Source organism: Hyphomicrobiaceae bacterium (assembly GCA_041397645.1).
In the GTDB taxonomy this organism is placed as follows: Bacteria; Pseudomonadota; Alphaproteobacteria; order Rhizobiales; family Hyphomicrobiaceae; genus Hyphomicrobium_B.
Map to the genome: position 1 here is coordinate 403,092 of JAWKWE010000004.1, position 25,278 is coordinate 428,369.

The 25,278-nt window shown below is 59.9% G+C and carries 26 protein-coding genes and 1 other RNA gene; 6 read left to right on the plus strand and 21 right to left on the minus strand.

The window, feature by feature from the left end; genetic code table 11:
* The 3 genes from R3D51_01910 to mraZ are packed head-to-tail and all read right to left on the minus strand — an operon-like array spanning window position 1 to window position 1,870.
* Window positions 1-291 (minus strand): cell division protein FtsL, encoded by a 291-nt coding sequence (locus R3D51_01910; GenBank protein ID MEZ5898225.1) that lies wholly within the window; start codon window positions 289-291, stop codon window positions 1-3.
* Between the two features lie 29 nt (window positions 292-320).
* Entirely contained in the window at window positions 321-1,379 is a 1,059-nt protein-coding gene (rsmH, locus tag R3D51_01915) for a 16S rRNA (cytosine(1402)-N(4))-methyltransferase RsmH (GenBank protein ID MEZ5898226.1), read from the minus strand.
* The gene (gene mraZ / locus R3D51_01920) at window positions 1,376-1,870 is read right to left on the minus strand and encodes a division/cell wall cluster transcriptional repressor MraZ (protein ID MEZ5898227.1); all 495 of its coding nucleotides are present in this window, start codon (window positions 1,868-1,870) and stop codon (window positions 1,376-1,378) included. The genes rsmH and mraZ overlap by 4 nt, the downstream gene beginning before the upstream one ends.
* Before the next feature lie 585 nt (window positions 1,871-2,455).
* Between mraZ and R3D51_01925 the strand changes: the two genes are divergently transcribed.
* Both R3D51_01925 and R3D51_01930 read left to right on the plus strand, forming a co-directional pair.
* Window positions 2,456-2,956 carry a DNA starvation/stationary phase protection protein gene (locus tag R3D51_01925; protein MEZ5898228.1) on the plus strand — a complete coding sequence of 167 codons (501 nt, stop codon included), beginning with the start codon at window positions 2,456-2,458 and terminating at the stop codon, window positions 2,954-2,956.
* Window positions 2,957-2,969: 13 nt separating this feature from the next.
* The gene (locus R3D51_01930) at window positions 2,970-3,509 is read left to right on the plus strand and encodes a DUF3280 domain-containing protein (protein ID MEZ5898229.1); all 540 of its coding nucleotides are present in this window, start codon (window positions 2,970-2,972) and stop codon (window positions 3,507-3,509) included.
* Between the two features lie 3 nt (window positions 3,510-3,512).
* Here the strand turns inward: R3D51_01930 and aguB are convergent, their stop codons facing one another.
* From aguB to rnpB, 3 genes are all read right to left on the minus strand, one after another.
* Window positions 3,513-4,373, minus strand: coding sequence for an N-carbamoylputrescine amidase (aguB, locus tag R3D51_01935; GenBank protein ID MEZ5898230.1), 861 nt, complete (start codon window positions 4,371-4,373; stop codon window positions 3,513-3,515).
* 1 nt (window position 4,374) lies between these two features.
* Window positions 4,375-5,403: an agmatine deiminase family protein gene (locus R3D51_01940; GenBank protein MEZ5898231.1), complete on the minus strand. Its 1,029-nt coding sequence runs from the start codon at window positions 5,401-5,403 to the stop codon at window positions 4,375-4,377.
* Window positions 5,404-5,557: 154 nt separating this feature from the next.
* Window positions 5,558-5,992: RNase P RNA component class A (gene rnpB, locus R3D51_01945), an RNA gene on the minus strand.
* Between the two features lie 101 nt (window positions 5,993-6,093).
* Here rnpB and R3D51_01950 point away from each other — a divergent pair.
* Entirely contained in the window at window positions 6,094-7,026 is a 933-nt protein-coding gene (locus R3D51_01950) for a 3-keto-5-aminohexanoate cleavage protein (GenBank protein MEZ5898232.1), read from the plus strand.
* Between the two features lie 11 nt (window positions 7,027-7,037).
* Here the strand turns inward: R3D51_01950 and R3D51_01955 are convergent, their stop codons facing one another.
* The 6 genes from R3D51_01955 to R3D51_01980 form a co-directional block, all read right to left on the minus strand.
* Window positions 7,038-7,898 carry a pentapeptide repeat-containing protein gene (locus tag R3D51_01955; protein MEZ5898233.1) on the minus strand — a complete coding sequence of 287 codons (861 nt, stop codon included), beginning with the start codon at window positions 7,896-7,898 and terminating at the stop codon, window positions 7,038-7,040.
* A 150-nt stretch (window positions 7,899-8,048) separates the two neighbouring features.
* On the minus strand, window positions 8,049-8,696 hold the full coding sequence (locus R3D51_01960) for a hypothetical protein (protein ID MEZ5898234.1): 648 nt from the start codon (window positions 8,694-8,696) through the stop codon (window positions 8,049-8,051).
* A 98-nt stretch (window positions 8,697-8,794) separates the two neighbouring features.
* The gene (locus tag R3D51_01965; GenBank protein ID MEZ5898235.1) at window positions 8,795-9,109 is read right to left on the minus strand and encodes a hypothetical protein; all 315 of its coding nucleotides are present in this window, start codon (window positions 9,107-9,109) and stop codon (window positions 8,795-8,797) included.
* 86 nt (window positions 9,110-9,195) lie between these two features.
* A complete protein-coding gene (locus tag R3D51_01970) occupies window positions 9,196-10,869 on the minus strand; it encodes a phosphoethanolamine--lipid A transferase (protein ID MEZ5898236.1) in 1,674 nt (557 codons plus the stop codon).
* Between the two features lie 185 nt (window positions 10,870-11,054).
* Window positions 11,055-11,819, minus strand: coding sequence for an N-acetylmuramoyl-L-alanine amidase (locus tag R3D51_01975; protein MEZ5898237.1), 765 nt, complete (start codon window positions 11,817-11,819; stop codon window positions 11,055-11,057).
* Window positions 11,816-12,553, minus strand: a complete 738-nt coding sequence (locus R3D51_01980; GenBank protein ID MEZ5898238.1) for a TerB family tellurite resistance protein — start codon at window positions 12,551-12,553, stop codon at window positions 11,816-11,818. The genes R3D51_01975 and R3D51_01980 overlap by 4 nt, the downstream gene beginning before the upstream one ends.
* A gap of 116 nt (window positions 12,554-12,669) precedes the next feature.
* On the opposite strand from R3D51_01980, the gene R3D51_01985 reads away from it, so the two are divergent.
* The gene (locus R3D51_01985) at window positions 12,670-16,308 is read left to right on the plus strand and encodes a hydantoinase B/oxoprolinase family protein (GenBank protein MEZ5898239.1); all 3,639 of its coding nucleotides are present in this window, start codon (window positions 12,670-12,672) and stop codon (window positions 16,306-16,308) included.
* 36 nt (window positions 16,309-16,344) lie between these two features.
* Here R3D51_01985 and R3D51_01990 read toward each other — a convergent pair whose 3' ends face one another.
* Complete coding sequence (locus R3D51_01990) at window positions 16,345-16,599, minus strand: hypothetical protein (protein MEZ5898240.1); 255 nt, start codon at window positions 16,597-16,599, stop codon at window positions 16,345-16,347.
* Window positions 16,574-16,765: a hypothetical protein gene (locus R3D51_01995; GenBank protein MEZ5898241.1), complete on the minus strand. Its 192-nt coding sequence runs from the start codon at window positions 16,763-16,765 to the stop codon at window positions 16,574-16,576. Before R3D51_01995 ends, R3D51_01990 begins: the two co-directional genes overlap by 26 nt.
* Before the next feature lie 134 nt (window positions 16,766-16,899).
* Between R3D51_01995 and R3D51_02000 the strand changes: the two genes are divergently transcribed.
* Window positions 16,900-17,490, plus strand: a complete 591-nt coding sequence (locus R3D51_02000; protein MEZ5898242.1) for a DUF3365 domain-containing protein — start codon at window positions 16,900-16,902, stop codon at window positions 17,488-17,490.
* 70 nt (window positions 17,491-17,560) lie between these two features.
* On the opposite strand, the gene R3D51_02005 is transcribed toward R3D51_02000, so the two are convergent.
* The 7 genes from R3D51_02005 to R3D51_02035 all read right to left on the minus strand — a co-directional run bounded on the left by R3D51_02005 (window position 17,561) and on the right by R3D51_02035 (window position 24,866).
* Window positions 17,561-17,908, minus strand: coding sequence for a DUF2852 domain-containing protein (locus R3D51_02005; protein ID MEZ5898243.1), 348 nt, complete (start codon window positions 17,906-17,908; stop codon window positions 17,561-17,563).
* Window positions 17,909-17,999: 91 nt separating this feature from the next.
* On the minus strand, window positions 18,000-18,446 hold the full coding sequence (locus tag R3D51_02010; GenBank protein ID MEZ5898244.1) for a DUF2852 domain-containing protein: 447 nt from the start codon (window positions 18,444-18,446) through the stop codon (window positions 18,000-18,002).
* A gap of 167 nt (window positions 18,447-18,613) precedes the next feature.
* Window positions 18,614-19,834, minus strand: a complete 1,221-nt coding sequence (locus R3D51_02015; protein ID MEZ5898245.1) for a hypothetical protein — start codon at window positions 19,832-19,834, stop codon at window positions 18,614-18,616.
* 150 nt (window positions 19,835-19,984) lie between these two features.
* A complete protein-coding gene (locus R3D51_02020) occupies window positions 19,985-21,934 on the minus strand; it encodes a hypothetical protein (protein MEZ5898246.1) in 1,950 nt (649 codons plus the stop codon).
* 139 nt (window positions 21,935-22,073) lie between these two features.
* The gene (locus tag R3D51_02025) at window positions 22,074-22,718 is read right to left on the minus strand and encodes a TetR-like C-terminal domain-containing protein (GenBank protein ID MEZ5898247.1); all 645 of its coding nucleotides are present in this window, start codon (window positions 22,716-22,718) and stop codon (window positions 22,074-22,076) included.
* 71 nt (window positions 22,719-22,789) lie between these two features.
* Entirely contained in the window at window positions 22,790-23,482 is a 693-nt protein-coding gene (locus R3D51_02030) for an extensin family protein (GenBank protein ID MEZ5898248.1), read from the minus strand.
* Between the two features lie 610 nt (window positions 23,483-24,092).
* Window positions 24,093-24,866, minus strand: coding sequence for an alpha/beta hydrolase (locus tag R3D51_02035; protein MEZ5898249.1), 774 nt, complete (start codon window positions 24,864-24,866; stop codon window positions 24,093-24,095).
* Window positions 24,867-25,019: 153 nt separating this feature from the next.
* Between R3D51_02035 and R3D51_02040 the strand changes: the two genes are divergently transcribed.
* Window positions 25,020-25,262 carry a zinc-finger domain-containing protein gene (locus tag R3D51_02040; GenBank protein ID MEZ5898250.1) on the plus strand — a complete coding sequence of 81 codons (243 nt, stop codon included), beginning with the start codon at window positions 25,020-25,022 and terminating at the stop codon, window positions 25,260-25,262.
* The last annotated feature ends 16 nt before the right edge of the window (window positions 25,263-25,278 follow it).

Below are 25,278 nucleotides of genomic sequence, written 5' to 3' on the forward strand. Positions count from 1 at the left end.
TCAGCGGCTTTCCCCGATTTCATTGCCGAGGCTGGCGCGCGCGGAAGGAGAAACCTGATCGGCGCGCGGCGGCACCAACCCCAGAGCACGCGCGTAGGGATCGATGCGCTCCGGACGGCTCAAATGACCTTTTTCCGCCTTGAGCACAGCGATGTCGCTGCGTGCGCGACGCGCAATCTGCTCCTTCTCCTGCACCCGCGCTTCCAGCCGGCGCGTATCGTAGCTCAGGCTATAGAGAAGAAAGGCGCTGGAGAGAGCCAAAAAAAAAGCCGCGAAGTTGAGTACGCGCATGAACAACTCCCTGGCGGAACTTGCCTGCTTCAGCCGGCCGGCGAGGGCACCTCGAGCGCGGCGAGATCGAGCGCGTGAGTCGGTTCGCCGGTTCGGATCGCCCACCGCAACCGTGCCGAGCGGGCACGCGGGTTCAGATCCAATTCACCTTTAGAAGGTGTTAACGGGCGAGAGTTAAGAAAGCGAAAACTCGGAAGCTCGGATTTTATCGATTGCACCGGTAAATGGCGCGAAACGCCGATTTCCTTGCCCGTTCGGGCCGCAAAAAATTTCTTAACGATGCGATCCTCCAGCGAGTGGAAGGTCACCACCGCCAGCCGCCCTTCGGGCTTCAGGATCGATTCGGCTGCCGATAGCGCGCGGGCCAACTCTCCCAGCTCGTCGTTCACATAGATCCGCAGAGCCTGAAACGTACGGGTCGCGGGATGCCTGCCATCGACCTTACGGCCGTGGAAAACCCGCAGCACTGTATCGGCCAGTTCCAGAGTCCGGCTGAAGGGCTTTTGCGCTCGCTCCCTCACGATCGCACGCGCAATAGCGCGCGAACGGCGCTCCTCGCCGTAAACGTAGATGACATTGGCGATGTCTTCTTCATCGGCGCTGTTGAGAAAGTCGGCAGCACTCTCGCCTTGCGCACTCATGCGCATATCGAGCGGTCCATCATTCTGGAAGGAGAAGCCGCGCTCGGCCTCATCGAGCTGCATGGACGAAACGCCGATGTCGAGCACGACTGCGTCGACCAGCGGTCCACCCGGTTGGCTTAAACCCGCGCCGAAGGTTTCGGCAGCGATGTCTGCCATCTCACTGAACGGCGCTTCGACGAGCGTGAGACGGCCTTCGTAACGTGCAATAAGCGCAGCGCCGTCACGAACCGCACGCGGATCGCGATCAAGCGCCAGAACGCGGCAGTCCGCGGCGTCCAGAATGGCCGATGTATATCCGCCGGCGCCAAAAGTCCCGTCTATGATAAGGTCGCCGTCTTTGGGGGCGAGGCTCTCGATGACTTCCGAGAGCAACACGGGGATATGGCGCCGACTATCCCTCTCAGTGGCGCCTGACACTACCCTGGACGACCTGGGCCGCGTCATCCCCGTGCTCCCTCGTCACCGTCGTCGCCTTGCGTGCGACGGCTCCCCGCGCCAAAAAGTTTGCGAGTGGATTGCACTTTGCTGCGGGCGAGCGCGCGGCGCTTTTCAAAGGCGCCCGGTTCCCACATTTGAAACTTGTCGCCAAGACCGACAAAAGTAACTTGACCGTCGAGCCCCGCGTGGCGGCGAAGCGCTTCAGGAAGGACGATGCGGCCGTCCCCATCGATGCTGAGGACCTGGACGTCGCCGTAGAGCGCGACAGAGAGTTCGTCTCGCTCGTCCGAATAGTCCGGCAAGCCCGAGAGAAGCCCATCGATTTTGTTCGCAAGTCTTTCGCCGCCTGCATCGAGAGCCGGAGCGTCGAGCGAGGGGTAGCAGTAGATGCCGCCGGCATAGCCGTCGCGCTCGAGCACGGCGCGGAATGGCGCTGGAATGGAGACCCGTCCCTTGGCGTCGATCTTGTTGGTGTATGTCGAGACAAAGCGGTCCATCCCTTTTTGAGCTGCGCAGCACCCTCCACACTCAACTCGGTCGGCTGCGCATTGGGCAGACCAGACCTGAACTTCACTTGCTCGTTACGCCGGGAGCCTTCTGCCGCATGCCTTTGTGTAAATGGCGCCCGCAGCAGGGGCTCGAATTCTCACGTACCCTCACCGGGTGGACCGTGGCGGTCGCTCTATTCCGGGCCCTCTTTCCGAAACGGCGCCCAGCCACGGATCCATACCCGGTGCGGTCGGGTATTTATGGGATGACATGGAATATCCTGGGCGTCAACGGAATGTTAACGCATTCTCATGGGGAAAATTGGGTGTGCGCTCCGCGCGCCACGACAATGACGTTCTTTTTCTCTTTTCGAGCAATATCGGTAACGGGGTGTTGTCCAGCTTCCTGACCGTCGGCTCCACGATCAGCGGAACCGTGCGCAGCGTGCCGCGTTTTGAAGCCATACGCAGCGCATAGTGCCGCGTTGAAAAACCACTCTCATCAAATTTCAGGAGTCCGACATGGACAAAGCTCAAGAGTCGGAACTGCGCGCGCGCAGCAAGGTGCCGAAGGCAAACGGCGACCACAAAGGCATGGCAGATCTTGCAACGCCGACCGACCTCAAGAAGCGCGACGTCAAGCAGGTTGCCGAAACACTCAACGGCCTAGTCGCTGATGCGTTCGCTCTCTACCTCAAGACAAAGAATTTCCATTGGCATGTCAGCGGACCGAATTTCCGCGACTACCATTTACTGCTCGACGAACAGGCAACACAGATTTTCGCATCTATCGATCCACTGGCCGAACGGGTCCGCAAGCTCGGCGAAAAGACAGTGCGTTCGCTAAGCGAAGTGGAGCGGCTTTCGAGCATCAAGGGCAATGAATCGAACTTCGTCCCGCCGAGCGAAATGATCAACGAGTTGCTTGCCGACAACCGCACGATGGCCGAAGCCATGCGCAAGGCTCACAAAGTTTGTGACGATGCCGACGACGTTGGCAGCGCCGCCTTGCTTGAAGTTTATATCGACGAGACCGAACGGCGGATCTGGTTCCTATTCGAGACGGCTCGCACGGCCGAGCAGTCCGGACATTGAAGTTAGAACCAGCATGAATGTGCCCGGAAAAGCTGCAGTTTTGTTCGTGCTGTATGCCCTGCTTGCCTGGGGTTCGGCCGCTTCGGCGGCACCTCAGGCGGCAGCGGGCGTAGAACCGCCTCGCGTGGCGTTTCTTGGCGTTGTCCTTCAGAACGATAACGAGGGCTTTGAGCCCACGACCGACGCTGAGCGCACGCGCATGAAGGCGCTAGAAACGCAGTTCAAGACGTCATTGGCATCGGCTGGCGTCGCGACATTCGCTAACCTCCCAGACCAAATGCGCAAGAAAATCGCAAAGGGGCAGACCATCGGCGAATGCCACGGGTGCGAACTGGATTACGCGCGTCAACTTGATGCGTCGGAAGTTGCCTGGATCAAGGTGCAAAAGGTGTCAAACCTGATCCTCAACATGAACGTTTACATCGGTGACGCTCGAACCGGAAAATTCATCTTCGCGCACAGCGTCGACATCCGCGGTAATACGGATGAGAGTTGGCGGCGTAGCCTCAAATATCTGCTCGATAACTACTTGCTGCCGCAGCTGACCGGATAAGTTTTAGATGATGCTTTTGGCATAGAGATCCGTACGGCGATCACGGAAAAACCCCCAATCAGCGCGATAGCTCTCGATTTCCGTCAGATTGAAGGTGTGCACCAGGACGCCTTCATCCTTATCGCCAAAGATCTTCACTAGCTCACCCGTATGATCGGCGATGAACGAATGGCCATAGAAGCGTTGCTTGGCGCCAGCATTGTCTTCAAGACCTATGCGGTTTGACGCGACCACCGGAATGGCGTTTGAGACCGCGTGTCCTTGCATCGCGCGTTGCCACCGCCCGTGCGTATCGAGCGCGCCATCGTAAGGCTCTGAGCCAATTGCCGTAGGATAGAAAAGAACCTCTGCGCCCTGTAGCGCCATGGCGCGTGCGCACTCTGGATACCACTGATCCCAACAGATCCCGACGCCGATGCGCCCGTACTTTGTCGTCCAGGCCTTGAAGCCCGTATCGCCAGGGCGGAAATAGTACTTTTCCTGATACCCCGGGCCGTCGGGAATGTGGCTCTTACGGTAGAGCCCAAGAACTTCGCCATCGGCGTCGGCAATCACGACCGAGTTGTAATAGCGCGGGCCGTCCTTCTCGAAGATCGAAATCGGGATAACGACCTTCAGTTCCTTTGCGAGCTTCTTCAGCGCCAGCACGCATGGATGCTGATCGGCTGGATAAGCCGTCTCGAACCACTTGGGGTTCTGCTCGGTGCAGAAGTAGATTCCCTGGAACAGCTCTGACGGGAGGATCACCTGCGCACCCGACTTTGCGGCCTCACGAATGAAGCCCTCGGTGCGCGCGATGTTGTCCTTCATGTCGTGGCCGTACGCTGTTTGGATTGCGCCGACCGACAATGTGCGCGATTTCATCTCAGACGGGCTCCTGCTGCGTGATGCAATGGAATGAACCGCCGCCCGCCTCACCCGAGCCAAGCAGCCCGCGCGACGACACACCAACAACTTTGCGACCGGGAAACACGGTGCGCAGCGCCTCCAGCGCGGCGGCCTGGGTTGGCGTGCCGTAGACCGGCACAACGACGACGCCATTGGCGATGATGAAATTCATGTGCGATGCCGGCGAGATCTCTCCGGCCGGATTGCGATAGAGGCCGACGCCCGGAATACGCACGACATCGAGCTTGCGCCCGGCCGCGTCGGTCGCCCCTTCGAGCGCCGCGGCAATCGCATTCAACGTCTCGGCATTGGGATCATCGGGTCCAGCCGGAGCCTGGCATACGACCCGGCCTGGTGCCACGAAGCGAGCAATATTATCGATGTGGCCGTCTGTGTGGTCGTTCTTCAGGCCTTCGTCGATCCAAATGATCTTGCGGGCGCCAAATGCCTCGGTGAGCGCGACTTCCGCCTGCTCCTTTGTCCAGCCGTTCCGGTTTGGATTGAGTAGCGTCTGGCGGGTGGTGAGGATGGTCCCTTCGCCGTCCTGATCGACCGCACCGCCTTCAAGCACAAAATTGAAGCGGCGCACGGGCGTGTCGGAAACGCGCGCAACGTCATCACCAACGGTGGCGTCATCCGGCAGATCGTATTTTCCGCCCCAGCTGTTCGTCGCAAAGCGCAGCGCCACCGCGTCCCCCGGTCCGCTACGCGCAAAAATGGGGCCCGTGTCACGCAACCAGATGTCGCCGTACTTGGCGCAAACCAGCTCCGCCGCCTCACCTAGCGCAGCAGTTGCCGTGCTTTCGGCCTCCGCGCCGTTGACCAGAACGCGCACCTTGTTGCCAGCTGCGTGAAGCGCCTTGACTAGACCGGCCACGTCCGCGCGCGGCGCGGAAAGGTCGCCGTTCCACTCGTCAGCATCGGCCGGCCAAGCGGTCCAGATTGCCTTTTGCGGCGCCCATTCGGCAGGAACGATTACGTCATATGCGGGCAGTTTGGTGTTCAAGTCGGCCTCAATAATGTTGCGCTGCAGCGCGCGGATGTGCTCAGGGGTGCGATGTGAGGCGTGCCTGTGACATTGTCAAGAAATGTAGGGAACTTTGGCGCTTGCGGTCAGCTCGCGGAACGCGAGTCGGAACCGCCCATCCTAAACACATAAAAATACCAGCCGGCCTGTAAGCCGGGTTCTGTCCAAAGGGTTCATCACCCTTCTGGACGGCCATTCATCTGGGACGCCTGTCGCCAAGCGCCTCGTGCAATCAACCCGGGCGGGAACGAGTGGACGCGTCTTGCGGCACCGGTTGCCCGGCCCGCGCGCCCGCCCCTATTTGATCTTGCTCCCGGTGGGGTTTGCCCTGCCGCCGCTGTTACCAGAAGCGCGGTGCGCTCTTACCGCACCTTTTCACCCTTACCCACCTCGCAGCGCGAGAGGGGCGGTTTGTTTTCTGTGGCACTTTCCCTGGGGTCGCCCCCGGCGGCCGTTAGCCGCCACCGTGTCCTCTTGGAGCCCGGACTTTCCTCTGCCGGGAATTGCTCGCCGCTCCTTTAGGGAGGACTTCGCCACATACTCCGGCAGCGGCCGTCCGGCCGGCTGGTGCCCTCAATAAGGGGAGAGGCGGGGTTGTCGTCAAGACCAATGCATGACTTGGCTCGCAAGACCGTTACCGGCATGATCTCGCGCAAAAAGGGGAACGCGATGGCAAAGCCGAAAAAGGTCATCATCACCTGCGCCGTGACGGGGTCGATTCATACGCCTTCGATGTCGCCGCATCTGCCGGTCACGGCACATGAGATCGCCGATGCAGCTATTGGAGCGGCCGAGGCCGGCGCAGCGATTGTGCATTTGCACGCGCGCAATCCGCAAGATGGAAGGCCCGACCAGAGCCCGGAGGCCTTCGCGCCGTTCCTTCAGGTCATCAAGCAGCGCGCCAATGTAGTGGTCAACATTACCACCGGAGGTGCGCCGACCATGAGCATCGAGGAGCGGGTAAAGCCAGCCGCCACCTTCAAGCCGGAGATCGCCTCCCTCAACATGGGCACGATGAATTTCGGCCTGTTTCCAATGCTGGCGCGCCAAAAGGAGTTCAAATACGACTGGGAGAAGCCGTATCTCGAAAGCTCGCGTGCGGGCTTCTTCAAGAATACGTTTGCCGACATCGAGTACATACTCACGACTTGCGCGGCCAACGCCACCCGTTTCGAGATCGAGTGCTACGACATCGGCCATCTTTATACACTGGCACACTTTGCCGACCGGGGCGTCGTCAAGCCTCCATTTTTTGTGCAGTCTGTGTTTGGCATTCTCGGCGGCATTGCGGGACATCCAGAGGATGTCGCTCACATGAAGCGCACTGCCGACCGCTTGTTCGGCAACGATTACCATTGGAGCGTTCTCGGCGCGGGAGCCAACCAAATGCGCATTGCAGCAGCCGCAGCCGCGATGGGCGGCAACGTGCGCGTGGGCCTTGAAGACAGCCTGTGGGCAGGACCGGGCCGGCTTGCGACATCCAACGCGGAACAAGTGAAAATCGTTCGCGGCATTCTGGAGGGCATGGGCCTTGCCGTCGCCTCGCCGGAAGACGCTCGCGAGATTCTTCAGCTCAAGGGCGGCGATCAGGTCGCGTTCTAGATCGCGGCAGATCAGCGGCGCGCTTTGTCGAGGTTGATGGCTTTGTCCAAACCCTTGACCGTCTCCAAGCCTTTCGCCCCAGCGAGCACCGCGCCGTAAAGATCGGCCCCGGTCAGATCCGCATCCGTCAGATCGGAACCGGAAAAGTCCACCATCGACAAATCGGCGTCGGCAAAATGCGCGCCGGTCAGATCGGCACCGGTGAACCTTGAAAACGTCATGATAGCGCGCGTGAAATCGGCCTCCCTGGCGCGCGCTCCCGAGAAATCGCACGACTTCAAGATATTGCTGGGCTGAGTGACCAAGGTGCCCTGTCCGGGTCGCGCCTCCAGTGGATCGAAGCGCGCCGCGGAAAGGTCTGCACCGCGGAAATCCGCGCCTGACAGATCAGCCTGCACTCGAATGCGCGCGAGATTGGCACCCGAGAAGCGCGGCGCATCGGCAAGATTGCTTGTCTGATCGGAATAAACCGTCGGGCGCAGAATAGTGGCATCCGTTAGATTAGCTCCGGATAGATCGGCGCGGATCAGCACCGCACGATCAAGCCTTGCATGTGACAGCTCCGCACCTTTGAGCGTCGCCCCCGTCAGATCCGTGCCGTAAAGGTTGGAGCCCTCCAGCAGCGCCCCTTTGAAGTCCAGTCCGGCCAAATCAAGATATGTGAGATCGCTACCCGATAAATCTGGCCGGTCGCCAGGGCGGGCCTTGAACAGAATGGTCGTGACCTGCCTGGCGGTAAAATCCGGCGTTCGCGTCCACGGCAGGTCTATGGAGTGGTCTGCATCGACTGCACGCGCTGAGGGTTGCGCCAGGGCGAGCCCTGCCACTATCACCAGTAGCCCCAACGGTATCAAAACCGAGCGCCGACGCATCGAATCGCTGTCCCATGGGTTCCAAGTTCGCCTAGTTTAATGCAAACAGCCCTCTTGGGGACCCCAACTCATGGTGAAGTGCGCTCGAACCGACGGCCGAGACTGCAGTTCATTGAAGAGAGACGATATCTGGAATTTCGCCCTGTACGATTACAGCTTCAGCACAGGCTGTCCTGCTTCCAAGCGGGCCCGGACCAGATCGGCATCCACAAAGTCATCCTGAGGGTCGTCAGGATCCTCGAACACCTCGGGCACCAGCATCTCGCGCATATTGCCAAGCTCATCGCTGATGATCGGACCTTTGATGTCGCCCCCGGCGTGCAGGTCTGAATCGCAGGTGATAATGGCGGCTGCCGACAGATCTTTGCCGACCAAGAAGGTCCCATGGTTGTAATCGCAAAACAGGATCCCGCGGCAAGTGACCGAGCCCAGGATCACAAAGCTCGCACCGCCTTTGACGATTTCACCCGCAGTCAAATCACCATCGACGAAGAAGTACGGCCCACCTTCGCTATCAGCATTAATGAGGCGTCCTTGGACAGAGAAATCGCCCAGCACCGCAACAGTAGCGATGCCGTGCTCGGCCAGCCCTTCATAGTCAATGGAAACATCGGATGGGAGCGTGGTGCTGGCGCCAAGAACGAGCGCCTTGCTGTCGGGGTGATCCACCAGGATCTGATCGGCGAGCCGCTCGAAGGCCCTGGGCGGGCCAAGACCGCGCGCAGCAATGCGATGCTTAAGTTCGCGGGCAAGCTCATCGAGTGGCATGAGCTGCCCAAGCGCCACCAGCGGATTCATCGGTTCAAGGCCTCACAGGATCAGGACGACTGGCACGACTCTAATCCGGTCCCGCAACACCTGAAAGACCAAACACCTCGATGCATACTTCCAGCGTGTTAATCGCGCAGCTGAGCAGCGCGACGGGAAACTTCAGCCTCCGAGACCTCGCCAGCTCCGATCAGCGCGTTGACGCAACGCTTGGAAAGCTTTGGCCCGGCCGCCCGCATGCAACGACGTACACCAGGGGAATCGGGGGCATGTTCCCTGCAGTAGGCGAAATAATCGCTGGCGCAGGCGATCCGAACCCGCGCGCTTGCGGCAGCGGCTTCCTGAGCCACAAAAGCGGAAGACAGAATAGCGAAGGCGGTCAGAGCTGCACTGCGGTAGGCAAACAGCGAAAACGGCTTCGAGGTTAGGCTAGGCGTAGTCATGGCAATCTCCATTTGCCTGAGTTTACTCGAAGCTACTGGAGAACGCGTTGCGCAGAAGTTACCTGGGAAACAGTCTGCGCAGATTCTCAAAAACGCGAGTTCAGAGAGCCATGAACCGCATCACCCCTCTGTCCGAACACCGTTCCTGGCCGGCATGGCGCGAACAAATCAAGCGATGAATCATAGATGTTCGTTTTTACATCAAGAATACCAAGAACGGAATGAAAGAGATTGTCGTGCGACAGATTTCTTGAGCTGTGACTCAATAGACATCCTTGGTCGGTGGAGGTGCGTGCGCGCAAACCCTGAGACATCCACACCACCATTGGCACATGCGTCTGCGCTTCCGGCGCGAGAGCATACGGCATACCGTGGAGATACATGTTGTTCTCTCCCAGGCTCTCACCGTGGTCAGACATGTAGATCATACCCGCGTCGACGCTATCGGCCTGCGCCCTCAGCACACCAATGAGTTCGGCGAGCACGTGGTCCGAATATACGATCGTGTTGTCGTAGGCGTTGACGATCTCCTCTCGCGTGCACCGACTGAATTGGCTCTCGCGACACACAGGCTTGAAGGTCTCAAATCGCTCGGGGTAGCGCTTCCAATAGGCAGGGCCGTGGCTACCCATCATGTGCATGACGATCACGGTGTCTTTCTTCAGACCCTTGATCCGCTCTGCCAATCCGTCGATGAGGATCTCGTCGTGGTTCTCGCTGTAGGCATAGAAGGTAGGATGCTTGAGACCCGTCAAGACTTCAGTCGTGACGCGGTTGCAAACACCTTTGCACCCAGCCTGATTTTCTCTCCACACGACGTCAAAGCCGACTCGGGCGAGAACATCGAGCAGGTTTTGCTGGCTCGCCGCCGCGCTGTTTGAAAAGTTATCGCGGCCCAGGCCGGAGAACATGCATGGCACAGACTGTGCCGTGTCGGTGCCGCACGAGGACACCTTGGGAAAATTGATCAGGTCGGGGATCTTCGAAAGTTCAGGATTAGTCGCACGCTCATAGCCGTTCAGCGCAAAATTATCGGCGCGTGCGGTCTCGCCAACGACGATCACGAACAGCTGCCGCTTCGCGCCCGGTTGGGGCGGCGGCACGCGCGCCGCGTCGAGTCCGATTGGCTCAATCTCCTTTGCGGCATGCTTGATCATGGACTTCGCGTACTTGTTGAGCGCGGAAATATAGTTGGAGGGCGTCAGCGTGAGCCGCAGGGCAATGTTCTCGCGGAACGTCGAGATGAGCGCCGGAAAGAAGGGAAAGATCACAACGGCCGCCAGGGGTAGCGCAACAACGGCCGCCTTCAGCTTGCGCCAAAAGTCATCGCGCATGGTTGGCCAATCGATCGGCACCATCCAGAGCAATGCCGCAGGAAGCACACCTAGTCCGGCGACATAAGCAATGAACTTCCCCGTTACGAGATCACCTGCCTCGGCGGAGTTGGTCTCAAAAACGTTGTGCACCATATGGACGTCGATGATGGTGCCGTACTCAAGCATGAAATAGCTCGCGGCCGCCGTTATCGGCAGCAGCAGCCCGACCACCGGCCGCAGCAGCGGACGCACGGCAAGCAGCAGCACGATCATGTAGGTCACGGCCAAGAGCGCGATGAACAGCGCAGCCGTGAAGCCCCACTCATAGGGGGTGTGCGGTTTGACAACCCGAAAAAACAATCGCCAGAATGGAATGTTGAGCACCGCCACAAAAAATAGAGCGAGTGCAAAACTGACGGCCTCCGGTGTGCGGCGCGTTGACATCGATCTCCAGATCTTTCCAGCTTATTGGAGAAGAGCGATTGGGCGTAAGGCGGCCAGAACCTTTCACACGCGCACGTCCCCCATGCCACACGCCCGGCCCCAATTTGAGCGTGTTGGGCTGGAGCCTAGGATATTCGGCCCGGTCGTCAAGCTGGATAAGCCGATATGAGCTGGAAATTCGAAACTCAATTGCGGGTTAGGCGCCGCAAAGTTTTCAAAGTTGAAATGTCCAGGCGCCCATCCACCCGCCTCGGCCTGAAATGGCGCTGAAATGCGGCAAGAACCTTACTCATTCTATCATCGATGACCGCGCCACGGCTGAGGTCGTATCCGTAGGCTGCCAACAGCGCGCTTGCCTCGTCTACGTCCGGTCCTCTGTCGCCCACTCCCAATCCGGCGTCAGCCGCCTGCACTGGATGCGGGCGAACCCAATGGCCAACGCCATGGCGCGCTAGACTCGCCCATGGAAACTTTTCGCCAGGGTCGATCTTGCGCGCCACTGCCACGTCCGAGTGGCCCAGAACATCGCGCGGTGCAATTGCGTGGCGCGCGCAAATATCCCGCGTCAGCGCGACGACGGCAGCTATCTGATTGCGCGGAAAGGGGGGGTAGCCGTCGGCGTGGCCGACATTATGAATCTCAATGCCTATGGAATGCGAATTGATGTCCGTCTCGCCGTGCCACGACGACACGCCAGCATGCCAGGCACGCAGGGCCTCGGGCACGAGCTGCACGATCTCGCCCTTCTCATCGATTACATAATGGCACGAGACCCGGCTCTCCTCGCGCGCCAGCCAATCGATCGCTTTGCTGGCACTCGACATACCGGTGTAGTGAAGAATGACAAGGCGTGGACGAACGCCGCCGCGCCGCTCTTCCCAGTTTGCGGCGGGATGTACGCGGGCGACGAGCGGACTGTCGGGCTCGAAGGGGGCGAGCGCAACGTTCAAGAGGAATGCTCCAGGCGTTGAGATTGCGCCCCGCTGCGCTGCGCCATGATCGTCTCGTAGGCCTCGTTAATGGCGGCAAGACGCCTTCCCGACGCGGCAAGAAATTCCTCCGGTACGCCTTTGGAAATCAGCAGATCGGGATGATGCTCACGCGCAAGCTCGCGATAGCGCGCCTTGATTTGTGCGTCGGTCGCATTTGGCTCGACGCCCAGGATCTCATAGGCGCAGTCAGGGTCTTGAACGAAGGCCCGGCGTGCGGCGAGATAGTCGGGCTTAGGCACGCCCAACAGTTCCGCGACAGTCGATAAGAATTCCTCTTCCGCCGGGTGATGCACACCGTCGGCCGTCGCCATATACAAGAGGCACTCGAGCACGGAAATCTTCAAGTCTGGCTCGTCAGCGAGTATGGCGCCGATTTTGCGCGCGTAGGATTCGTATCCGGCCACATCCTGGCGGGCCAGGTCGAACACCCGCCGAAGGTTGTTTCGCTCGCCCTCCGGCACGTCGAATAGCCGTTCGAACGCCGCCACCTCGACATCGGACGAAACGCCGTCCGCCTTGCTCATCTTGGCTGCGAGTGTAACGACGGAGATCGTGAACGCGACACGGTTTTGCGCGGGCGTGCCGACTTCGCTGCGGTCGAATCCGAACGCAGCCATGATCTGCTCGAAGGCGGTGCGCACCACGCCGCCCTGATCCAAGCCGAGCACCTTGCCCAATATTTTCCAAGGCATGAGACGAGCCCTTGTCAGGGGTTTATGTTCGTCAAGTACTGACGTATGGGTCATCATAGCGGAGGGCGCCCCCCAACACCCCTAAATTTACGGAAAGAAACGGAGAATTCCGTCAAATGGCCGAGGCCTCATGGCAATTCTGGATCGACCGCGGCGGCACTTTTACCGACATCGTGGGGCTGGACCCGGCAGGGCAGCGCCATGTCCTTAAGCTTCTGTCGGAAAATTCTCACGCTTATGCCGACGCAGCGCTTGCGGGCATAGACACGCTGATGGCGCGGCAAGGGGCTCAAGGCACGCTTGCCAACGTCAAGATGGGCACAACGGTCGCAACCAATGCTCTGTTGGAGCGCAAGGGTGATGCGACCGCTCTCGTCATCACCGCCGGGTTCGAAGATCAGCTCGAAATCGGCACCCAGGCCCGTCCCGAGATCTTCGCGCGCCAAATTCTCAAACCGCAGACGTTGTATGCCAGCGTCATCGGCGCACGTGAGCGCATAAGGGCTGACGGCGGCATCGAAACACCCCTCGACGTCACACATCTGGAATCAGAACTCTCTGCGGCGCGTGGCCAAGGCATCGAAGGCGTCGCCATTGCTTTCCTGCACGCCTACGCCTTCCCTGAGCACGAGCGCCAGGCCGCCGACATGGCCCGCCGCCTGGGCTTTAGTCAGATCTCGGTGAGCCACGAGATCTCTCCCCTGATCCGAATTCTCCCGCGTGCCGACACAACCGTCGCTGATGCCTACCTGACCCCAGTGCTGCGCCGCTACGTCGATCGCGTTGCTGGCGAACTCGGTGCCGGCGCGCCGACGGCCCGCGCGCCTAGGCTCTATTTCATGACTTCGGCGGGTGGATTGACTTCGGCGGAGAATTTCCGCGGACGCGACGCAATCCTGTCTGGTCCGGCAGGAGGTGTGGTCGCGATGGCGGAGACGGCACGCCGCGCGGGGTTCGAGCGGGTTATCGGCTTTGATATGGGCGGCACCTCAACGGACGTTGCGCACTTCGCCGGAACCTACGAGCGCACGCTGGAAACTCAGATCGCTGGCGTTCGCATGGCGACGCCGATGCTGAACATTCACACCGTCGCGGCGGGCGGCGGCTCGATCCTGACTTTCGATGGAACGCGATTGCGCGCTGGCCCTGAGAGCGCCGGGTCAAATCCCGGACCGCTTTGCTACCGGCGCGGCGGACCGCTCACCGTCACCGATGCCAACGTGCTCGTCGGCAAGATCATGCCGGAGCACTTTCCGGCCGTGTTCGGCGCCAACGGCGACGAGGCGCTCGATGCAAACGCGGTGCGCGCGGAATTCGAGGCATTGGCGCGCAAGGTCGGCGGGCACACGCCCGAGGAACTGGCTGACAGTTTCCTGCGCATTGCCTGCGAAACCATGGCGGGCGCGATCAAGAAAATATCGGTGGAGCGCGGCTACGACGTGAGCACGTATGTGTTGAACTGCTTTGGCTCGGCGGGCGGACAACACGCCTGTCTGATCGCCGACATTCTCGATATGCGCGCCATCCTCATTCATCCCTGCTCAGGCGTGCTGTCCGCCTACGGCATGGGATTGGCCCCGGCTCGCGCCTCGCGCCAACGCAGCCTGGAAAGCACTTTCGACGCTGCTTCGCTGACGCGCGTAAAGACGCTTGCATCGGAGATGGAAGCGCAAGTGCGCGAAGAACTCGTGGCGCAGGAGATGGCAAGCGACGCAATCGCCGTCACGACCCGCTTGCATCTGCGCTACGCCGGGAGCGATACGACTTTGCCAGTTGTTCTGGCGTCCCGGGATGAAATGCGCGCCGCGTTCGAGGACATGCACAAAAGCAGGTTTGGCTTTCTTGCCCCGGATAAGCCGCTCATCATCGCTGCGCTCGATGTCGAAGCCGTTGCCGCGCCTGCGCACGCCGAAGAGGATGACACCGGTCCAGACGGTTCCGATCAAGCCCCGCGCGCCGCTACCTTTCCGCACACGACAGCGCAAACCCGCTTCTTTGCGCGCGGCGAATGGCACGATGCCGCCGTCTACATGCGCGCAAATCTATCCCGCGGCGATCGCGTCAGCGGGCCAGCGCTTCTTATCGAGCCCAATCAGACCGTGGTAATCGAAAAGGGTTGGCAGCTTGAGGTCTCCTTACGCAACGATCTCATCATGACGCGCATAGCGCCGCGCCAGCGTGAGACTTTATCCACGAGGCCCGATCCGGGGTTGCTGGAAATCTTCAACAACCTGTTCATGGGCATCGCAGAGCAGATGGGAGAGGCGCTCCGCGCGACCGCGCAAAGCGTCAACATCAAAGAGCGGCTCGACTTCTCGTGCGCGGTCTTCGACGCGGCAGGCGGTCTGGTCTCCAACGCACCGCATCTGCCCGTCCACCTCGGCTCAATGGACCGTTCGGTCGAAAGCGTCATCCGCGCGTGCGGGACCGATCTGAAGCCCGGCGATGTCTACATGCTCAATGCGCCCTACAACGGCGGCACGCATCTTCCGGACATCACGGTCGTTACGCCGGTGTTCGATACTGCCGGGAAGACGATCCTGTTTTTCGTCGCAAGCCGCGGACATCACGAGGATGTCGGTGGGCTGACACCGGGCTCGATGACGCCGCGCGCCACCCGTATCGAGGAAGAGGGCGTGCTGATCGACAACGTCAAGCTCGTCGATGCGGGACGTTTTCTGGAGGACCAGGCCCGCGCGCTGCTTTCATCGGGACCCTACCCTGCCCGCCAACCCGATAAGAACATCGCCGACCTCAAGGCCCAAGTCGCCGCCAACGCACGCGGCGCCCACGAGATCGAGCGCATGATCGCTCAATATGGTCTCGACGTCGTGCAAGCCTACATGGGCCATGTGCAGGACAACGCGGAAGAAAGCGTGCGGCGTTTGATTTCAAAACTGAGCGATGGACATTTCCGCGTCGAGACCGATCAAGGCACCGCTGTTGAAGTCGCAATCACGGTTGACCGCGATGCGCGCGCCGCAAAAATAGACTTCACCGGCACCAGTCCGCAGCAGGCCAACAACTTCAATGCCCCTGAGCCCGTCACGCGCGCGGCGGTGCTATACGTCTTCCGCGTCATGGTCGATGCGCCAATCCCGATCAATGCAGGATGCCTGCGCCCGCTGAACATTGTCATCCCGGATGGCTCCATGCTGTCGCCGCGTTATCCCGCTGCCGTCGTCGCGGGCAACACGGAAACGAGCCAGGTCGTGACAAACGCCCTGTTTGGCGCGCTTGGCGTGCTTGGCTCTGCGCAAGGCACGATGAACAATCTCACCTTCGGAAATGCGCGCGTGCAGTACTACGAGACGATTTGCTCTGGGGCACCTGCCGGTCTCGACAAAGACGGCAAAGGATTTGATGGCGCTGCGGCGGTTCACGTCCATATGACCAACACGCGGCTGACCGACCCGGAGATTCTGGAACTACGTTATCCTGTTCTCGTGGAGACGTTCGCCATCCGGCGCGGATCGGGCGGCAAAGGGCGCTGGCACGCTGGCGACGGCATCCGCCGTGTGATCCGATTTCTTGAGCAGATGGACCTCGCGATCCTTTCCGGCTTTCGCAAGATCCGCCCCTTCGGACTTGGCGGCGGAGAGCCTGGACAAGTGGGACGCAACCTCGTGCGTCGGACAGATGGACATCTGGAAGACATCGGCGGCTGCGCCGAAACCAAACTCGCGCCCGGCGAGGCTATAATCATCGAAACGCCCACCGGCGGCGGCTTTGGAGCAAAGTCTAGCGGAACCTGATCTGAGGCCGAAACGCTGGCATCGTCGTTTCGGCCATCAGTATTCTCCCAAAAGGGTACGCGCGTTCAGCCCATTGGGAAGCTGATGCACTACGGCGCTGGTCTTTGTCATGGTTCGAAGCCAGGGAAATTTGTCGTACATTTTACTGTCGTCGGCGCGATCCTTCGTCATCTCAGCGTAGAGACCGCGGACCTTGATGCCGCGTGTTTCGAGTTCCGATCGATCCTTGGGAGGGAAGAACTCGGCGCGCTCTGGCGCATTTGGATTAGGCATCCACATCAACTGCGCCATCTTGAGCTATGCGCTTCAGCACAGCAAGCACGTCCTCAGAAACGCGGGCATTGGCTCGGTCGCCATCAGCGGTCTTCTCCCAGGAACGTGCGCTCTCTCTACCGGCTGCACCCGGTCGGCACAGCGCCACGCTATCATTGATCCGCATAGCGATGGATGTCCTCATGCATGACATGCATCGATTAATTTCTGCTAAGCACCCCTCTTCAGCAATTGATCCCAAACCATTGCATCAGGACCTTGGGACGCTAGGATCGCAAGGTCAGGCGTTTCCATCACGCTGAGAGCCGGGAGGTCTCCATGATACCATACACCACTGTTCTTCTTGCTCCGCTTGCCGCTCTGCTGATAGCCGGAAGCGTACCGGCGCGATCTGACTCCGCCGCCGATCTGGAGCCCTACGCCGCCAAGGCGCGCTCCGCCGTCAAATCCATGGGCGGCGCCTTGCAAACAAAATTGAAAGAGGCGTTGTCGTCGGGTGGTCCGGTCGCCGCAGTTCAGGTTTGCAAGACCGTCGCGCCCGCCATCGCCGAGGAACAATCCAAAACATTGGGCATGACGATCCGGCGCACGGCTCTGAAGGTGCGCAACCCCGACAACGCGCCGGACGCGCTGGAGCGCAAGGTTCTGGACGACTTCACGGCCCAAATTGCGGCGGGAGCGGATGTGACCAAGCTTGAACATATCGAGGTGGTTACGCAGGACGGCAAAACGCTCGTTCGCTACTTCAAGGCGATCCCGACCGCCGCCGCGCCATGCCTCGTCTGCCATGGAAGCAATCTCTCAGGCGAACTGAAAGAGACCATCGACAAGCTCTATCCCAACGATCAGGCGACCGGATTTAAGGAAGGAGACCTTCGCGGCGCGTTCTCGGTAACGATGGACAAGTAGGTAAGCGCAAAAAAAGCCCCGCATGACTGGGCGGGGCTTTTTCTTATTCGATCAGGCTCAGCTGCCCGGATCAATTGGTAGGTGCATCTGTCGGGTGCGCGCGCCGTTCGGTCATGAACTTCTCGAACTCGGCGCGGTCAGCTGCATGTTTCAAGCGTGCTAAGTACGCAGAGAATTCCTTTGCTTCCTCCTCAAGCCGACGCACGGTCTTTGCCTTGTAGTCTTCGAACGCGCTATTCGCGCGCGGCTTGGACTGCGAATGAGTGCGACGGAAGCTCCTAGCGCCGCGACAGGCCAGCGCAAACCGCGACCGCGCAAGCGCGAAGGTAACCGCTGCTCCAGCCAGCAACCCGGTCGCCACTATGGCAACCCCGTGGAGCAGATGCGGAGGAGGCGGACCGAAGTGAAAAAATGGCATGGGTTCACCGTTGATCTGAAGGCTCTATTCTGAAATCCCCGCGGCACCTTCAGTCAGATGCCGCGGAGCAATCGTGTACGTTCACATAACGTCAGTTGGCGGGTGCTTCCGTCGCGGGCGGCTCTGAGCTGCGATTGCGCCTGTCCGACATGAATTGCTCGAACTCGGACTTGTCCTTGGCGGCGCGCAACTTATCGAGGAACTCACGGAACTCGCGCTCCTCCTCTTCCAGCCGCTTCAGTGTCTCGGCGCGATACTCATCGAAGGCGGCGTTGCCGCTTGAATAGGTCTGGGTGAATGCGCGGAACTCGTCTTCGACGCGGGACCGCGCCTTTTCAAAATCACCCTTGAAGCGGCGGCGCCAATCGCCCCGTCCGCCCATCCGTCCACCGTGCCATCCGCAGCTCATGCGACCACTCCATACTAGATAGGCAAGGATTGCGAGGCCCACGGGCCAGAACAGCACGAAGCCAAGCACCATCACAGCAACCCAGGCGCCCTTGCCATAGTCGTCGAGCCGCTGAACCATTTCCGCCATCGCCACACCCTGCTTTTGTTGCCGAACCAGACATTGAACAGCCGTGTTTTCAGCGGCTTATTCAATGTAAATGTATTTAACATTCACATATGTGGGGGTCAAGGGGCGGTTCATCAAGTCCTGCCTGGGGGCGGGCGCCGAAAAATCTGAAGTGGGCGGGTAGCGGCTCAAGCTTCGGCGGGGATGCCGTAGGCGAGGATCGCGATCGCGAGCAATGTCGCAAGCCCAAACAGCACCGCGAGAGCAACGTTGCGATTGGGGCCAGGGCGGAGCGCCACCAGTGCTGCCATGATGCATTGCAGAGCGTAGTAGATCACAAACGCCTTCGACGCCAAGACGATGATCTCATAGATGTTGCCGCTCCACGTAATCAGCAACGCAACGCCCGCCGTTGCGAGATACCCGGCAAACAGCGGCAGACGATTTTTCGTCGCGTGATGCAGCATCCCGCCTGCGCCATTCATGTCGGCGACCGCGGCCGATAGCTGCGAGGCAATCGCCGCAATGATGAGAAGCGGAGGCACAAACGTGCCGAGCGGCTTCAGCAGATCGATGATCGCGGTCTCGCCGCCCTTCTCCGGCAAGGCACCTTGAAAGTACGGCGTTATTAGAAGAATGAACACGATATAGATGATGGTCGAGATCCACTGCGCGTAACGCATGGTTTTAATGCGCGTAGGTCTGTCGTAGCTGGCGCCGAGATAGCGCGAGGTCTCGAAACCCTGGACGAGAATGATGAGGCCGAGCAAGACGCGTATCTCTCCAAGTCCCGTCGCGTGCTCCATTGACGAGAGTTGGAAGGTCCCGCTCGACATCGCCATGAATGCCGCCAAAGCAAGCGACGAAAGCAGACCGGAAATCAAGCTGAGCTTGATGCCCACCGCCGTCTCTTCGATGGTTTCAAGCCCGTGAAGGCCGCGCACTGCGCCAAAGATGCCGATACCAATAATGACGGCGGAGGACACGGTACGCGTCGTATGCTCATCCACGATACCGAACCCGCGCAGCACGAACGCCGCAAACAGATTAAGATAATAGGCGACGGAAACAAAATACGCGAAGGCGAGCGCGAATTCGGAAACACGCTCAAGCACGAGCAATGCGCGCGGTGTGTCTCCCTCAAGCAATGGCTCCACCAGAGCTATGTTGCGGCGGATCGCAAAACCGAAGACGTAGGCGACGACGCACAATGCCGCCATGCTCAGGAACGCCCAATTTCCGGTGGCATGGGCCAGGATCGGACCCGCGACCAGAAATCCCGATCCGATGATCGATGCCAGAGGGGTCACCGTGGCGCGCCAAAGTGGAGCGCGCATGAGCCGGGGATTGAGCGCGACAACCGCAACAAGGCAAGCAACGGCAATCGCAACAACGCTTAGAAGGGTCATGTTCGGATTGTGGACCTTGAGCGGCGGGACAGAAATTGCGACGAAATTTGCCGAACGAACCTCAGCCGTAACGTTTCGACTCGTGCAGCCTAGCACGGCATCGGCTGGCTACCAGCACACCATCCTCACGCCATGGACGGCTGAACAGACTTAGCCACGCGGCGGGCGGCGGCGCTCGTGGAACCAGTCGCGGTACTGCGCCATCTTGCTGCGCTGCCCTTGGGGCGCGCGACGCTTGCAGGTTGTGGCTTCGTCACTCTTTTCGTCTGCTCCCCAGCGCAGCTCCACGCAATCGTTGATGTTGTAGGCCATCTCAAGCGCGTGCATTCGATCGACAACGTCTTTGAGCGTAAGTGACCATTCCGAACCGTCGGTCCGCGTATAAGTGAACTTGCGCGCCGCAAGCTCATTGGCGAGCACGCCTTCAAGTTGTGCTTTTACGTCCGCAGCACTTTTGTCCTTCGGCATCGCATAGCGTTCCGGCCGACGCGCTACGCGATCGGGAAAGCCCCGCACCACGTCGATTGCGATCAGCAGCCGCAGATCGCGTGACGGCGTCGCAAAATCCTCCCACGCTCCGGTGGTCTCGAAGATCGATGCGCCATCCGGCATACCGACTTCCTTGCCGCCGCCAGCATGATACTTGCGCCCGTTCTCAACCGAGGTGACACGCGCATTCACTTGTTCTTCGAGCGATGCAACAGCCTCATTCAACGCCCGCACCGGATCGAGCGGCTGTGGCGACATCACGTCGTCCATCTTGTCGTAGAAATCCTCGACACTCAGCTTCGACTGATCAAGCGAGAAGTCGCCGTAGTCTGCGGATTTCGCTATCTCGGCATTGGAAAGCCGGCGCAACTGCCCACCCTTGACCTGCACGATCGGGCGAAAGCGCTTAAAACCCGGACTGCCCATTGCGGGGTTTTGCGCAAACAGGAAGTTGCCGCGCCAAAATCGCTTACGCGCTACCGTTCCATCGGGCTGACCATCAACGGCCAGGAATACGCCTGCGCCGTCGGGCGTTTGCGCGACGCGCTTGGCAAGTACCAACACATGGCCGTAGGGGTCGGCGTAGATCGTACCTGGCCGCAACGTCTCCTGGGTCAACGGCACAGGATAATAGTCGGTATTGTTGTCATCAGCGCTCGTTCGCCCGGAGCCCGAGTGAACCGAGTTGGCGACAGTCGAACGCAGATACGTGCCAAATGACTGAACCAAGCCACCCGAACCCTTCGGCGGCTTCGACTGCTTTTTGGACTTCGATGAGCCTGTGTCAAACAGATCGAACAGACCACCGGAGGACGCAGCTTTCTCCTCGTCTTCCGGCGAGCTGGCGGTTTCTTCCTTTTTTATGTTCCACCATGAACCGCATCGCGGCGCCTTGCCTCCGCCGCCACGCGAGCATTTGGAATAGCCGAACGGCAAACCCATCTTGAAAGCAAAGTAGCCTCGCAAGAAGTAGGGAAGGTCGGCGCAATCCGGCCGGATGACGAGACCCTTCTGGTCCTCACGCAGGCCCAGATGATTGAATAAGATGTTCCGGTTGGGATCGCGCAGCACCTCGTGCAACGCGGGCCAAGACGGCGCCTCGTTCAACGGCGCTTCGAAAAGTTTTTCGATCCAGGCCGAATAGAGGTTCTCGTTTGCGCGATCCCAGTTGTCGCGCACTGGCCAGACGCTGCCTGCAACACCGCCAGGTCCGCCCGGCCGCCCGCCACGAACTTTGATCTCACGGCTAGCGGGCGCGCACTGTGAAGATGCACTGTTGAGCGTCAGTTTCGCACGCCATGTCCCAACCGCTGGCGTCGCCATTTCCGCCAACCAGAAATAGGGCGGACCGCCACGTCGTTCGTGAGTGCTGACCGCGACGCTGCCGTCGGGTGAAACTAGCGCGAGTTCTCCATCGAAGGGCTGTTCGGTCGCGAACACGACTTTCAGCGGCGCGCCCTTCCAGGGCTGGATCGGAGAGGACAGCACGGCGATGTCCGATGGCTGCGGACAGGACGCCGTTTCCGCGCGCGCCTCAACGGAGTGCACGCAGCCTAAGGCGACAAACGGCACCGAAGCCAATATCGACGAAAGTGCGCGGCACCGACGCATCGTGCAAACAAACGACAATTGAGCCCCCGGTTGTTTCCCAACTAAATCTCACCCTCCGACCTGAGGGTTTCAGCCAAATCGGGCAGAAATTATGATCGATCCAAGCCAAAGGGCGCATTTGGCGCGTGAAATAGCCATTTTACTTGGCCGAGCGAAGCCCTAAGCCATCGAAATAGACCAAAACGGCCGCCTCCAGCAGATCCTCCGGCGTCATTGGAATGGCGCGGCGGGCGCCGTCACCTCGGGCGAAAAGGGAAGCAATTCCGTGCGACAATGACCAGATGTGCAATGCCATCATCATGACGGGAGGACGCTTTTCGGCGGGCAGGGTCTCGATCAGTGTACCGCAAGCATCGCGCAGAATTGCAAAAGCTTTATCGCCGGCATCCCGCAAATCCGGGAACGCATCGAAGGCAAGACCAGCTTCGAACATAGCTGCGAAATATGCCGGCTCGCGCTTGGCGAATGCGAGGTATGAGCGTCCTAGCGCGTGGAACGCGGTGTGAGGATCGGGCTTGCCATCGTTCCAAGCCGTGGTGAGGCTATCCTGGAAAAGCTCATAGCCACGCCGCGCAACGTCTGCCAGCAGCGCATCGCGATCACGATAATGCCGGTAGGGAGCTGCGGCGGACACGCCAGCCGCGCGCGCGGCTTCCGCGAACGTAAATCCCGCAGGCCCTTTCTGCGAAATCAGGTCGAGCGCCGCCTTGATGAGGGCTTCTCGCAGATTTCCATGATGATAGCCCCGCTTCGATCCAGGGCCGGTGTCGCGATGCCAGTTCATGTTGGTGCTTCTAGCATCATTCTCGCCGCGCGCACCCGGCCTCGCACGTCCGCGAACAAAGAGGCGCAGGTCTATTTGCAGATCCGCCTCAGACCATCACTGCCATGACGGGCCAAATCCATATGGAAATGATCCCGGTGGTTAGCATCGTAGTTGGGCCCGAGGACGGTTGTGAAGTATTTGCAAGTGCCATCATGAACGGTTCGCAGGAAAGCCCGTTCGCGGCTGTCACCATACCAGCCGCCTTTAACGGTCACGACGTGCCCGTCCGTAAAGGTGAAAGCCGAAATGTCGAGTGCGTTGGCATATCCGTGCTCCGACAGGCGCGCTCCATTGACGTGGTTCATCGGCCGGCAGGAATAAGACGCGGCTACTCTGAGTTCAGCGATTGAGCGACCGAAGTGGAACCTTGCAGCCGGCTCGACAACGTTCGCCACCCATTCATCTACGGACGGAATCATTGGGCAACGCAGCAGCGCCGCCGGTTTCATAAGGACACGGCCGCCCATGGCGGCCGACATTTCAAATGGATGCTCAGAGCCGCAAACACTGGGACCGCCCAGCGCAGAATGCGGTTGAACGAAAGCGGTGCGGTGCACCGCGCCTGCTGAAAGACAGGAGTTTTCTTCCGCCTTACGCCAAGGCTCGTATTTGGCGACGAAACTTGTGCCGGGGCCGGCACCGCCACAACCCGACAGTAGCGCCAGGCATCCAAGCCAAAGCACTGAAACGGGCACCAATACTCTAAGACGACGCACACACATGGACCGGGACGCTAAGACCGTTAAGCTTAATATCTGGTTAACTTCGTCCCTGCCCCCGAGCTGTTTGTGCGGGAAGTTGCGGGCTCTATTGCGGCCGAGCGCAGGCGATCCAATGGCGGAGATGGAAAATGTCTGGTCAGAGAATATCTGCGGTAGGAAATAATCCTGTACTCAGCAAAAGCGCGTGACCGCCAAGCTGCTTCGTGGCCAGTTGTCTATTGCGTGGCAGCCACAGTGAGTTTTATCCACAATATCCTGACGAAAATGGCAATTCTTGAATGGCGCGGAGCCAAAAGCGCGCTAGCCTGAGGGGGCTCTGAAAGTGCGGAGTTCAGTCGAGTTTGGTCTTGCGTATCGGCTGAGTGAGTAGGTTCACCGCGTATCGTAACCGATCTTGTGACCGCGTACTGTTACGTCGATCTTTCCAGCCTGTATCGCGTCTGGGAGGTGATGGTAGCTCACATTTTGGGAAAGGCCCCGGCCGTTCGCAGTCCTTAGGTCTGACGACAACCCCGCAATGTTGTCCTCTACAGATCGCCAATAGACTGCTTGCCGGGGCCTTTCTGTATCTGCCCACAGAGCCTCACAACACAACCTAGACAATTTGTGTCTAGTCCTGGTCGGCTTCGACCTCGGCCAGAAACCGCACCACTGCATCCTTGTAGCTTCTGTCGCCTACCGACTTCATGTGATCGCGGCCCTCGATGGTGAACGCCCTCGCACCCGGAATGAGAGCGGCAAGCTCCTCGGCCGAGCCGCCCACGACATCATCGGAGCCTACCGCCACCAAAACCGGCGCGCGGATGAGAGATATCATGTCGGCCGAAATTGGCGCACGCGATGACCGGATGCAGGCTGCAAGCGCCTTCATGTCCGAACGAGTCTGCTCGGCGAACGCGCGGAAGGTTCGTGCGGTCGGGTTCGTCACTTCGTCGATGCTCTCCGCCTCAAGGGCTCGCGCGATTGGCCCCGTACCCGCTAGTCCCCGGATCATGTTGATGCCAAGACCGCCGAACACCACGCTTTCAACGCGCGCGGGGTGCGCAAGTGCAAGAAATGCCGATATGCGCGCGCCCATGGAAAAGCCCATGACGTGGGCCTGGGGGATCGACAGATGATCCAACAGATGGCGAGCGTCCTCCGCCATCACCGGCGCGCCGTAGTCGGCAAGATCATAGAGCTTGGCGCTCGCACCGTGCCCGCGGTTGTCGAGCGCGATGACGCGGTGGCCGGCGCGCTTCAAGACATCGACCCAGCCAGTCGAAACCCAGTTGGTCGATATGTTCGAAGCGAAACCGTGAATGAGCAAGATCGGAGCCTTTTCGGAGTCTTCACCGGTATCCAAATAGGCAATGTCGACGCCGGCGCTGTCGAAGTGAGGCATAGTTGTAGGTCCCTGCGGCGAAAGGCGGTTCATCTTCCCCTACCATTGCAGCAGCCGGGGCGGTATCTTGCAAAAGGATTACCCGGCAAATTCCAGAGCGGCCATCAGAGCCCTCCGCCTCAAACGTCAGATCATCGAGGGAACGCCACGGCCATGGCACACGCGCACATACCGCATTTCGCCAACGACACCGGTGCCGAGCGCATTTTCATAGGCGTGAAAGAGTTTCAGTGCATGGGCGCGCGCGCGCCTTACGATCATCCCCATGTTTATCTCGATATGGGAAGCGACGGGCAGATCCTGTGCCCGTACTGCTCGACGCTCTATATCCACGATCCCCGTTTGGGGCCGGAAGAGAGCGAGCCGAAGGGTAGCTTGGTCAAAGACGCAGCCTGATCCACAAATATAAATG